The organism is Brevibacillus sp. MER 51 (assembly GCF_023714195.1).
Lineage (GTDB): Bacteria > Bacillota > Bacilli > Brevibacillales > Brevibacillaceae > Brevibacillus.
In genome coordinates this window covers 155,294-167,396 of the sequence record NZ_JAMAUS010000010.1, presented here as the reverse complement: position 1 = coordinate 167,396, position 12,103 = coordinate 155,294, and the positions used below count along the sequence as shown (strand labels likewise).

General features: G+C 48.3%; 10 protein-coding genes and 1 riboswitch. Of the genes, 2 read left to right on the top strand and 8 right to left on the bottom strand.

Going from position 1 to position 12,103, the window contains the following annotated elements:
* Position 1: 1 nt before the first annotated feature.
* From M3630_RS21120 to M3630_RS21095, 6 genes are all read right to left on the bottom strand, one after another.
* Positions 2–688, bottom strand: coding sequence for a response regulator transcription factor (locus M3630_RS21120; protein ID WP_173611173.1), 687 nt, complete (start codon positions 686–688; stop codon positions 2–4).
* A gap of 96 nt (positions 689–784) precedes the next feature.
* A complete protein-coding gene (locus tag M3630_RS21115) occupies positions 785–2,125 on the bottom strand; it encodes an SLC13 family permease (RefSeq protein WP_285861693.1) in 1,341 nt (446 codons plus the stop codon).
* Between the two features lie 56 nt (positions 2,126–2,181).
* Positions 2,182–3,366 carry a glycerate kinase family protein gene (locus tag M3630_RS21110; protein ID WP_251253398.1) on the bottom strand — a complete coding sequence of 395 codons (1,185 nt, stop codon included), beginning with the start codon at positions 3,364–3,366 and terminating at the stop codon, positions 2,182–2,184.
* A 144-nt stretch (positions 3,367–3,510) separates the two neighbouring features.
* Positions 3,511–4,509: an ABC transporter permease gene (locus tag M3630_RS21105; RefSeq protein WP_251253397.1), complete on the bottom strand. Its 999-nt coding sequence runs from the start codon at positions 4,507–4,509 to the stop codon at positions 3,511–3,513.
* Position 4,510: 1 nt separating this feature from the next.
* On the bottom strand, positions 4,511–6,001 hold the full coding sequence (locus tag M3630_RS21100) for a sugar ABC transporter ATP-binding protein (RefSeq protein WP_251253396.1): 1,491 nt from the start codon (positions 5,999–6,001) through the stop codon (positions 4,511–4,513).
* 93 nt (positions 6,002–6,094) lie between these two features.
* Positions 6,095–7,117: a sugar ABC transporter substrate-binding protein gene (locus tag M3630_RS21095; protein WP_251253395.1), complete on the bottom strand. Its 1,023-nt coding sequence runs from the start codon at positions 7,115–7,117 to the stop codon at positions 6,095–6,097.
* 383 nt (positions 7,118–7,500) lie between these two features.
* Positions 7,501–7,620, bottom strand: a riboswitch (SAM riboswitch).
* A gap of 201 nt (positions 7,621–7,821) precedes the next feature.
* On the opposite strand from M3630_RS21095, the gene M3630_RS21090 reads away from it, so the two are divergent.
* A complete protein-coding gene (locus M3630_RS21090) occupies positions 7,822–9,075 on the top strand; it encodes an ATP-binding protein (protein WP_251253394.1) in 1,254 nt (417 codons plus the stop codon).
* 49 nt (positions 9,076–9,124) lie between these two features.
* Here the strand turns inward: M3630_RS21090 and M3630_RS21085 are convergent, their stop codons facing one another.
* Together M3630_RS21085 and M3630_RS21080 are read right to left on the bottom strand one after the other, a co-directional pair.
* The gene (locus M3630_RS21085) at positions 9,125–9,844 is read right to left on the bottom strand and encodes a DUF421 domain-containing protein (RefSeq protein ID WP_251253393.1); all 720 of its coding nucleotides are present in this window, start codon (positions 9,842–9,844) and stop codon (positions 9,125–9,127) included.
* Positions 9,845–10,128: 284 nt separating this feature from the next.
* The gene (locus tag M3630_RS21080) at positions 10,129–10,872 is read right to left on the bottom strand and encodes an IclR family transcriptional regulator (RefSeq protein WP_353057254.1); all 744 of its coding nucleotides are present in this window, start codon (positions 10,870–10,872) and stop codon (positions 10,129–10,131) included.
* A gap of 187 nt (positions 10,873–11,059) precedes the next feature.
* Between M3630_RS21080 and M3630_RS21075 the strand changes: the two genes are divergently transcribed.
* A complete protein-coding gene (locus tag M3630_RS21075) occupies positions 11,060–11,935 on the top strand; it encodes a dimethylarginine dimethylaminohydrolase family protein (protein WP_251253391.1) in 876 nt (291 codons plus the stop codon).
* Positions 11,936–12,103: the final 168 nt, after the last annotated feature.

Below are 12,103 nucleotides of genomic sequence, written 5' to 3'. Positions count from 1 at the left end.
TCTACCCCTTCAGCATATAACCAACGCCTCGTACTGTATGCAAAAGCGGGGTTTCATACCCTTGGTCCACCTTTTTACGCAAGTAACGGATATACACGTCAACGACATTTGTGTCTCCGAAATAATCAAATCCCCATACATGTGTAAGAATCTGTTCACGATTCAGAACTTGGTTTTTATTCTGCATCAAATAAAGCAACAAATCGAATTCACGCGGCGTCAGCTCGATCTGGCTGGACCCTCTCGTCACTTCCCGCGATTTTTCATCCAGGCTTAAATCCGCTACTTCTACCTTGGAGCTGGCTTCCACTTTTCTTGTCATCTGGGACAAGCGGAGGCAGGAACGAATGCGAGCCAGCAGTTCTTCGATTTCAAAAGGTTTCGTGATGTAGTCGTTCGCTCCTTGATCGAGTCCATTTACTTTGTCTACGACAGCATTCCTGGCCGTCAACAAAATGACTGGCGTCGCGGAGTCCTTTACCCGAATCCGACGAAGCACTTCTATGCCTGACAAGCCTGGCAGCAGTACATCGAGTAAAACCAGGTTCCATCCGCCTTGGTTGTATTGTTCCAGCGCCTCGAGCCCTGTTTTGGCGATCTCGCTTTCGTAACCTTCGTATTCCAGTTCTAATTGAATCACACGAGCAATTTTCTCTTCATCTTCCACAATTAATATTCGCTCCGACATGTAATCCTCCTAAGCCTTGCTCCATTATCCAGATGAGTTTAGCAAATATTGGCTGTGGATCAAAGAGTAATCCGTACGAAAGATATCATTTTTTACTTATATCGATAACCCCACCCACTGCCAGTAAGCGTAATAAAAGACGATCATCAGAATTGCGTGGGCTGCCCCTGCATACAAGCTCAACCGCAGCAAATCCTTAGGCAAAAAGGTCTCCTTGCCGCTTTCCTGGAACATGAGCAATGCTTTGGAGCTGACAGGGAAGGTCAGGCAGTAGTTCATGCCGACGTTTCCTAAGAACAAAATGGTCACTTCATTCAAATCAAGGCTGCTCGCAAAGTAGAGAAGCGGTGGTACAAGAATGACGGCTCTCGTTGTATGCGATGTAATGTACAGATGGGAGGTCAGTGTCAGCAAGGTAATAACCACAATGATCAGAAGGGATGATTCCCCTTCCAGATGCTCTGTGATCGTGAACAGCTTTTTCATGATCCACTCTGCCGCGCCGCTCTCCAACAACGACTTTCCGAGTGCAATCGCTGCCCCTACAAACAGAATCAGATTCCACGAGACAGACTGTACGCCATCCTTCCATTTCATGACACCCACATTCGGCAATGTCAAAAGAAAGGCGCCAACGACTGTCGTAGTTGCAATCTCGATTCCGTGAAAACGCTCTGTCAGCCAGAAAATGACCATCGCCCCGATCACGGCAACCGTATATTTTTCGTTGCGGGACAAGGTAAGGGAGAGCTTTTTGCTCGCGAGTGGGCGCTGCATCTCGTCTTTGGTGAGAAACAGAGCCAGAACAATCCGGCAAGTCACGATGCTGGCCACTACTCCAAACGGCAGTCCCCACAATAGCCACTCTGCAAAGCTAATCCCTTCCCCATTGAACTCCTTCAGCATATCGAGTGCGATAAAATGGGAGCCTGCTCCGATCATAGTGGAGCTCGTCGATACTAAAATAATCGTCGGAATCAGGATCGCCATGGCTTTCGTGATTTGCTTGTTCCCGATTTCGGAGGTCAGCGAGTGAAAAACAGGCAGTAGCACCGCTGCGCGTCCAGAAGTAGACGGGATAAAGCAAGCGAGAAATTGAACGACGACCGTCAAGAGCCAAAACAAGCTTTTGACATTCTTTGCGCGGCTCACAACCAGATCTGTTAGTTTGCCTGCCAAGCCGGTCACTTGAAGCGCACCGCCGAGAATGAACGAGCCAATCATTAACCAAATGACATCGGAGGCGAGCGAGTCGAACAAAATTTCCTGGTCAGCCGTTCCTGTCACGACGAGGAGTAACACGGAGCCAATCGCTACATAGGCGGAGTTCAGCGAGGTGGTCGTCCACAGGATCACGGCGACACAGAAGCAGAACAAGCTCCATTTGGCTTCCAATGTCAGGGAAGACGGCAGCATAAGCAGTAATTCAACGAACATTATCAGGACAATCGGAAGGACCCAGGCAGGTCTTTCCTTTGCGACGGTCTGTGCAATCACGATACTTGCTCCTTCGCCATTAAACGATTTGCGAGCTGCAAGCCCACCATGATGGTTCGCATGGAGCTTTCCGAGCAATCGGTCAACCATTTCTGTGCATGAATAAACGCTTCTTCCAACGTAGACGGCATCGGCAAAATACTCGTGTACGCGTCAATTCCGTGCTCATAATTAAGTCGGGCACCTTTGCCAACAGTCCCCACCAAAGCCACTACCGGCAGGGCATGCTTCTTCGCCCGCTTCGCCACTTCCACCGGAATTTTTCCTCGCGGTGTTTGGAAATCAATGCTTCCTTCCGCCGTAAACACAAGGTCTGTCTCTTGAAGCATCCGATCCAAATCAATGTACTTCATGATGATATCGTAGCGTGGATAAAGATTCGCACCCGTGAGAGCATGCAGTCCGGCACCCAAGCCACCCGATGCACCACTGCCCGGCATTTCTCTGACGTCGATCCCGAAATCCCGCTCAATGATAGACGCGAATTGTTCGAGTGCTTCTTCCAGCTCAACCACTTGCTCAGGCGTCGCTCCCTTTTGCGGTCCAAACACACGGGCGACTCCATTATCCCCACACAGTTTGTTAAACCAGTTGCAAGCCACATCGATTTGCACCTGCTTGAGTCTTTTGTCCATCCCGGAAACATCGATTTTCGTTACTTTTGCCAGCGAGATACCGCCTTCAATATCGATTTCTCGACCGCTTGCATCCAAAAATCTCGCGCCAAGTGCTTGCGCCATGCCTGCCCCGCCATCGGAAGTACCAGAATCGCCGCAGCCTAGCAAAATACGCTCTGCCCCCATGTCCAGCGCCGCTTTGATCAATTCACCGACGCCATGTGTCGTCGTTTTGCGCGGGTCACGCAAGCTCCTTGGAACCAGTCGCAGTCCCGCTGCTGCCGCCATCTCAATCACAGCCGTTTGACCTGTCGTCTTGGATCCGAATATTCCGAAATGGGAAGGAACCTTTTCTCCTACAGGGCCTGTTACTTCCTTATCGATTATCGAGCCATTCGAAATTTTCACAATCGCTTTTGTAAAGCCTTCTCCTCCGTCTACCATCGGCAGTGTCTGTACTTGGGAGAGCGGGAGCACGCGCAGAATTCCTTCTTTCATGCACTCAGCGGCTTGCTCAGCATCTAAGCTTTCCTTAAAGCCCGAAGGCACAAGGAGTATACGCATAAAAACAACATCCCTTCTCTTTATTTGAATTTGCTTTCACATTGGTCTCACTTGAGTAAGACCAATGCTAAGCTTCAAAAAAGAGAAGGGAATAATAGGAAGATGAGAAGTTGATGAGAGAAAAGCAAGAAGAACGTTACGATTCTAAGCGTTTCGTTTTCTGCGCAGTTGATAATAGGTCACAGCCAGGGCAAGCGCCAAAACCGTCCCCTTAATAATATCGTAAGCATAATACGGCAGATTGAGCATCGTCATGCCGTTGAGTAGTACTCCGATCAGAATGGCTCCCACAAATGTACCGAATACGTTTGGCTTTCCTGCACCGAAAACGGAGAAGCCTACGAAAGCAGCCGCTACTGCATCCATCAGCATGGAGCCGCCACTGCTCACCTGCCCGGTACCGATCCGCGCTGCCAAAAGCATCCCGCCCAAGCCTGCAAAAAGAGCAGAAAGCACATATGCCAAGGTACGATAGCGATTCACAGGAATCCCCGACAGACGGGCTGCTTCCAAATTGCCGCCTGTCATGTACAGCATCCGTCCCTGTCTCGTATAGGTCAAGTACACATGCGTGATCGCGACAAGTAGAAAGGTCAGGATAACCGGAACAGGAACGGAGAGAATTTCTCCTTGGCCCAGCCACAGGAACCATTCCTGAAATTTTCCCGGAGCTTGCGAGCCGTCCTGCATCGGCATGTTTGCGTAGATCGAGTAGCCTTGGGAATACGTCATATGAATACCGTTGACGATGTAGAGCATCGCCAGAGTAGCCAGCAAATCAGGAATGCGAATTTTCACGACCAAGAACGCGTTGATCAGCCCGACGAGCAAGCTGAGTACAATCGGAACAACCAGTGTCGGGAAGACTCCCTGTTCGTACCAAACCATCATCGAAGCAGAAACGACCGTGGTCAATGAAACCGTCGATCCTACAGACAAATCAAAGCCTCCGACAATCAGCGAGAACGTAACGCCAATCGCGACAAATGTCACAATCGAGATGGAGCGAAGAATGTCCGTCAAGTTGTCGTACGTGAAGAAATACGGGTTAGTCAAGCTGAATAACAACATGACAATAACGATGACTGCAACCGTTCCGTATTTGTAAACAAAATCAAATAAGCCAAACTTTTTATCTGCCACGTTACTCACCTCCGCTTGCGTAGTACATAATCAGCTCTTGTGTTGCTTCCTCGCGACTCAATTCCTTCACGATCTTGCCCTCGAACATGACGAGAATCCGATCTGCGATCCCGATGACTTCCTGAAACTCACAGGAGAAATACAGGACGCCCTTTTTCTGTTCGGCAAGATTTCCAATCAGGCGGTAAATATCGCTTTTCGCTCCGATATCCACTCCTTTTGTCGGCTCGTCAAACATAAAGAGGTGAGCGTTTGTATCCAGCCATTTTCCGATCGCGACTTTTTGCTGGTTTCCGCCGCTGAGAAAACCGACCAACTGCTTGATATCGGCTGCTTTTACACCGAGGCGCTGCACCAGCTCTTTTGCGTTAGCCGCTTCCGCCCCTCTTTTGATAAAACCCAGCCAGGATTTCTTTTTCAACGAGGCGACTGACAGGTTGTTCTGTATGGACTCCTCTACAAAAATACCCTCTTTGCGCCTTTCCTCCGGGACGAGTACGATTCCGGCATCGACGGCGTCTTTTGGCGAGCGCAGTTGGATACGTCTTCCATGCAATCGAATGGCTCCAGCCTTTGCCTCATCTGCACCGAAGAGCAATCGGGCGAGCTCAGTCTTCCCTGCCCCGACTAGACCGACGACACCCACGATCTCTCCCTCGCGCACCTGCAGGTCGACTCCGTGTACTTTGCCGCCAGCTACACCTGACGCCTCAAAAATCGTTTCGCCAATCGGCACTTCGAGCTTCGGGAACTCCTCGTCAAAGCTTTTGCCCAGCATGTTCGCAATCACTTCGTCCATGTTGGTCTTCACCGTGTCTGTGGTCATGACGTGCTGTCCATCGCGCATGATCGTGATCCGATCACAGATTTCAAAGATTTCCGGCAGGCGGTGGGAGATATAAATGATCCCGACTCCAGCTTTTTTCAACTGCGCAATGATTTGAAACAGCCGCTCGCTCTCCTTCGTGCTCAGCGGCGCTGTCGGTTCATCGAAAATAACGTACTTCGCCTTTTGAACGGTCGCCCGTGCAATCAAAATCAATTGCTTTTCCGACAGCGTACATTCCTCGACGAGCATCCTCACCGGAATGGAAAAGCCGAAGTTTTTTAAAATCTGCTCCGTTTCGTTGTACAAGCTCTGCCAGTTGATCAGTCCTTTGGTTTTCGCCTGGACGAGCTGGTCCGCCAATATGTTTTCGGCGACGCTCAAATACGGGATCAAGGCGGTGTCCACTTCCTGATATACACATTGGATGCCCTGTGCTTTGGCATCCTGCGGCGAATTGATCGTCACAGCCTGTCCATCGATGGTGATCGTACCGCCATCTGCCTGATACGCTCCCGTGAGAATTTTCATCAAGGTACTCTTTCCCGCGCCATTGGCTCCGAGCAGTGCGTGAACCTCTCCTGCACGCACCTCAAAATTAACGGATCGCAGGGCAGGAACCCCAGAAAATTGCTTCGCCATCCCTTTCATCTGCAATGTGGACATGTTTCACACCTCCTGTTTACCTGCGTGTTCCCACCTCTATAAGGAAAAATCCCGTTGACGGTTACAGCTCAACGGGAAAAGCCAATTTGGTTCTTACTTGCCCCACTCTTGTACGTATTGGGACAGGTCGCCCATCGTTGCTTTTTTATCCTTCGGCAGGTCCTCTTGTTTCACCAGCACTGGGGTTAGCTTCACGTTGTCTGGCACCTGCTCGCCTTTGATTTTTTGGAACACGGTTTGGGCATGGATGCGTCCGATATTGGATGGGTCTACTGCTGCCGTCGCTGCCCACGGAGAGTTTTCCGCCTGGATCATTTGCAGATCCTCATCGCTCAAATCGATGGAGTATACTTTGATTTCCGTACGGCCTGCTTGCTGGATGGCGCGTGTCGCCCCTTTGGCAAATTCATCCCATGCCGCCCATACCGCTGTGATGTCACCTTTGTTCGGATACTTTTTCAAGATCGCTTCCATCTGCGTTTGTGTATCGAGGGCCGTATTGTTGGTAGCAGAACCGAATGCCGCAATCTCTTTCAAATCCGGATATTTCTTCTGGAAAGCTTCATAGGTCACTTGGCGCTTTTCCATAGGCGCAAAGCCAGCTACCCAAATTTTCACAATATTGCCTTTGCCGTTTGTATCTGCCGCCAGCTTCTCCAGGCTCAGCTCTGCCAACTTGTTGTCATCCTGCGCCACAACTGGCACACCCGGAATGTTGATGTCTGTATCAAACAGAACGACCGGGATTTTTTTATCCACAGCCTTTTGCGTGCCCTGCTGCAACGCTTCCGCCGTACCATGATCAATCAGAATGCCGTCGAACTTTTGGTTCACAGCCGCATCGAGATTGGACGCCATTTTTGCCAGATCGGTATCTGCATTGAAAACGGTCAACTCGCCGCCGTTTTTCTCCACCTCTGTCTTCACGCCATTGATGTATTGTGCAGAAAACGTTCCTACGTTCTGACGCATGATCAATGCGATTCTCTTCGCCTTCTCTCCCGAAGCACTGCCGTTTGTGCTGCCGGTTCCCGTTGTTGCCCCGCTGCCGCATGCCGTCACAAGAACAGATGCTGCCAAAACAAGTGATGTGATCAGACCGAGTTTCTTTTTCATTGAGATGTTCCCCCTTTTTCTTTTTAAAACACATAACAAAATTAAAAATTTTGTTTCCCCTCATTCGATCGAAGCTTCTTTTGATTTCACTTTCAAAAAGGAAAGAAACTTCGTAGAAGAAGCGCATTTCCAGTCCAAGCGCCTCTGGAGCCCATCTCAGCGTAGGAAGAAATAGCGGGGAATTTCAGCTTTTATTACATACAAAAACGCATTCGCGTTTTCAGGTTTGAAGCGCTCCCGCTATTTCTTCCGAAGCGGACAGTCTTCACTCACAGCGGGGCGGAGGCCGAAGCGTAGACTGGAAATGCGCTTCTTCCCCGCGACAGCTACGCAAAAAATCCTCTTTCACAGAGAAAGAGGACAAAAATCGACAAGATTCTCGCCTCTTATCTGTCAGGTATTCTACCTGTTGGAGTTAGCACCTTGGCTCGAAAGAACGCATTCTCTCGTGCTAGGTTGCCGGGCTTCATAGGGCCATTCCCTCAGCCTTCTCTTGATAAGAGTTGTTTCTATTTTCAAAACGTTTGTATAAGTATATACAGAATATAATCTGGCAATTACCTATCTGTCAACTAGGTTTACGAAACAACTTTCTTGATAAATATTCCAGTTTCTTCTGTAACATCAAGAGGGATTTTGTTGTGTCTTGTCGAATTATCGTAGATTGATACAAGCCTAGCAAATATTTGCGATGGGGATGCTACATGAGTCTATTAAAAGAAGTCATTCTTCAATGGTGTTTCGCCATTATCCCGTTTGTGTTTTTCAACATTTATTACCGTGACAAAATGAGGAACTACAGCCGTTCCTTTATTGTCATCACCAGCTCAGCCTGCATGTTTCTCGCGATGACCTTCGCCCCGAGTGTCACGAATGGCATGTTTTTTGATATCCGACATGTCATCATTCTTTTCGGACTGGTTTATGGCGGAGTCGAGATTGCCTTGCTCCTTCTGATTGAAGCCTTGGTTTATCGGTACTACCTCGGTGGCGAAGGAACATGGGTTGCCCTGCTGATCCTTACAGTCAATTTTGTCATATCACTCTTTTTGTATCGACACTACAAAGCCAGTTATCGGAAAACACTGTATCTTTTTATGACGAGTGCGATTTTTTCTGCGGTTGCTTTAGGGACTACCTATTACTTTTTTCCCACCTATGTAACTCAACACCTCGTTTACTACACCATAGTGATTCCTATTCAAAACTTTTTCGGCCTCTGGTTATTAATGTCGCTTTTCAGCAAATGCGTTTCGGATAAGGAGCTGTTTATCCGCCACGCGCAAAACGAAAAAATCCAGACGATGAGCCATGTTGCTGCATCGCTCGCACATGAGGTTCGCAATCCGCTGACAGCAGTTAAAGGCTTCTTGAAATTAATACAGGAATGTCCGGAAAATTTGGTAAAAGTCGATCAATACATTCGGATCAGTCTCGATGAAATCCAACGGACAGAAGCCATTTTGACCGAGTACCTTGCGATTTCCAAGCCGCTCAAGGAACGGCATGAGATCATTAATGTCAGTGAGCATCTGCATGCCATCCGTGAAGTGATGCTCCCCTTTGCCAATATGCATAACGTGGAGCTTACGCTGCAAGACTTTGAGAGACCTGTTACGATCAAGGCCAATCCAGATGAGTTCAAGCAAGTGTTGGTGAATTTCATCAAAAATGCCATCGAGGCATGCTCGGATATTTCGGACGGAAAAGTCTCCCTGGACTTGCTCATCGAGCGAAACAAAGCCCTATTGGTGATCAAGGATAACGGTGTCGGCATGGATGCAGGACAGATCAGCCGCCTCGGAACGATTTACTTTTCTACGAAAACAACCGGGACCGGTCTTGGGTTGACGTACTCCTATCATGTCATCCATGCGATTGGCGGAACGGTCAATGTATCAAGCAAACCGCGAGTAGGAACCAAATTCACCATTATGCTCCCGTATAAGGCACAGTGACTTCATGCAATTTTTTTGCAGAGGGACTGTGCCTTTTTCCATTCAATCGCTAATGATGCAGCGGGGGCACTTGTGGTTCTTTTTCGTTTTTCAAGGTGAACTGCAGTTCATTTTGGCGATTGATTGTTGCAAGAAAGACTTGTTCGGACACGATCCCCTTTTTCTTCAATTCGTGCACCAGCCATTGTTCACCGCGGTTCCGGTATGACAGTACATCCGGATAAATCTTGCCTTCTACAATGACAGGCAACGCCATTCCCGTAGAAGAAGTCTGGATACCCAAATCCTGTTTCGTTACGACCTGCCGCTCTACTTTCTTGAGCACAGTCAAACGACCATTCGCCTCGATAATGGCCAAATCAATCTCTGCCAGGTCAAAAATATCTTTTTCGCGAAGCATATGGAGCACATTATCGAGCGAATAGCGGATTTTTTTCAAGTTTTTGACGTGAAAAGTCCCGTTAAAAAAAATGACAGTCGGTTCAAATGTAACCATTCTGCCAAACCAGCGAAAGACAATGGACAACTGAGATACGACCCGTTGCAGGACGCCCAACGTCAGAATCGCTACTGCAATCGGAATATGCCGGACATCTGGCTCTGCAATGTCAGCCCCCGCCACTGACCCCAACGTAATAATGATGATAAAGTCAAAAACAGGTAGCTCACCAATCGAGCGCTTCCCCATGAACAAGGTGATGATCAGTAATAAAGGAATAATCGTGCATACGCGCCCGATGACAAGTATGCTTTCTCCGAGTACTTCCACATTTGTCCCTCCCCTCACGCTTTACTATGCAATTTCTGGGAAGGCATTATGCAAAAAGAAACACCAGGAGTCTTCCCCTGGTATCTCTCTTTATTCGTATGGCATCCATTCTCCCGTCGGGGACTGAGCGATTTATGTTGGAGATAAGCCCGTGCCGCGGCATGTACAGTTACTTGTTGGTTGCGTAACCCACAATGGGCTTGAGAAGAGCAAAGCAGCAGCTCCTACTGTGATCATCAGCAAAAGGGAAATGGTACAAGGAAATCAAAATAAAAAAAGGCCAGTCAAGCCTTTGACAGGCCGCCTAGCCGTTGCGAGGTTTTGAGAGCGACATCCTTTACCCGTTCAATCAAATACTGGAGTCGTTCCTCCTTCAAATCATACGTAACAATTCCAATGCTTAATGCCCCGACTACCTTTTGTGTGTAATCAATCACCGGTGCTGCGACGGATGCCGTATTTTCCGTCCGCTCCGCAAAGCTGACCGCATGTCCAGCTGCCCTGATCTCCTGAAGCTTCTCCATAAAAGCAGGCACCTGCTCTTCACCCACTAGCTGCACTACGGTTTGTCGTGCTTCCTCCACAGGCATGTGGGCCAGCACGACTTTATTGGCCGCACCGATATGCATCGGAATCCGCAAGCCCAACTGGTCGTAGATGCGAATATTATGCTGACTGTCTACGCGATCGACGACAATGGATTCGAGTCCGCTAGGCTGACTGAAATAAACACTTTCGTTCACTTCTCTGGCGAGCTCCTCGATCATCGGCTTGATCACCTTCCGATAATCGATCCGATCAAGCACGCGCAAGCCGAACTCCATCCATTTTATCCCCAACGTATATTGCTTGGTCGCAGCATCCTGCTCTACCAGTCCATGCTTCATCAACGTGTACAACAGCCGATAAATGGTGCTGACCGGGAGCTGGCATTCCTTCGCTAAATCATTGATCGTCCACCATTTTCTATGTTCATCCGACGAAAGTGCCGTTGCAATCGCCATCGCTCGATCAAACGATTGAATCACGGTCATCCCCCCTTTTTTATCTATCTTCTCATATGAAACTATGTTAAACCATTTGCTCTAATTTTGTGAATCGCAAAAAAACTCCAAGGAATCACAGATTGACAGTCAGAAATCAGAATGTGTAAACTAATAATGAACATTTCGAAATATGAATAATATTCTGCAATGTGGAAAAAGGGAGGCAACTATGTTCCAAGGCAGCCAATCCATGGTCAAAAAGATGAAAACAGTCATCATCAAGCATCCCCATCAAGCATTTATCAGTCAAGAACATCTCGATCAATCGTGGAAAACCTTCAACTATACAGACCGCCCTGACTGGGACCGCGCTCTGCATGAATACGCCAAATTCGAATCGATTTTGCGCGAGCATGTGGAAAATGTCCTGCACTTGCCACAATCCGATAAAACCGGACTGGATTCCATTTACGCCCATGATCCGGTGAAATTTACTTCCAAAGGGGCAATTATCCTCAAATCTGGTAAAGAGCTCCGTCAGGGAGAAGCAGAAGTATACAAAGCTTTTTTAGAGGAAAACAATATTCCGATCCTGGGACAGCTCACAGGCGATGCCTTGTCAGATGGCGGCGATCTCGTCTGGCTGGATGAAAAAACACTCGCGATTGGCCTTGGCTTCCGGACGAACAAAGCGGCTATCGCTCAAATTACGGAAATGGTCAAGGATTTCACGGACGAAATCATCGTGGTACAGCTTCCGTATGATCGCGGTCCTGCGGAATGTTTGCATCTGATGTCGATTATCAGCATGGTCGATCATGATTTGGCAGTGGTCTACTCCAAGCTGATGCCTGTATTTTTCCGTCAACTGCTCATTGATAGAGGCATTCAGCTAATCGAGGTACCTGATCATGAGTACGATAATCTCGGCAGCAATGTTCTCGCCCTTGCGCCGCGTGTGTGCATGGTCGTGGCAGGCAACCCGATTACCAAGCAACGCCTTCTCGACGCAGGAGCGACTGTGTACGAGTATGAGGGCGAGGAGATTTCTTATAAGGGAACAGGTGGGCCTACTTGCCTGACAAGCCCGGTGGAACGAATATAGCTGTTAACAAGCTGAACTGTACCTCCATTGTTAGATACCATTAACGATTGGCGGTGCAGTTTTCTATGACCAAAAAGTTTCCTTAAGCAAAAACTTTGTTGCCTAGGAAAGAATCTTACCTTAAACTAAAATCATGAAGATATCGACTACGCGTACTTTTTTTTACCT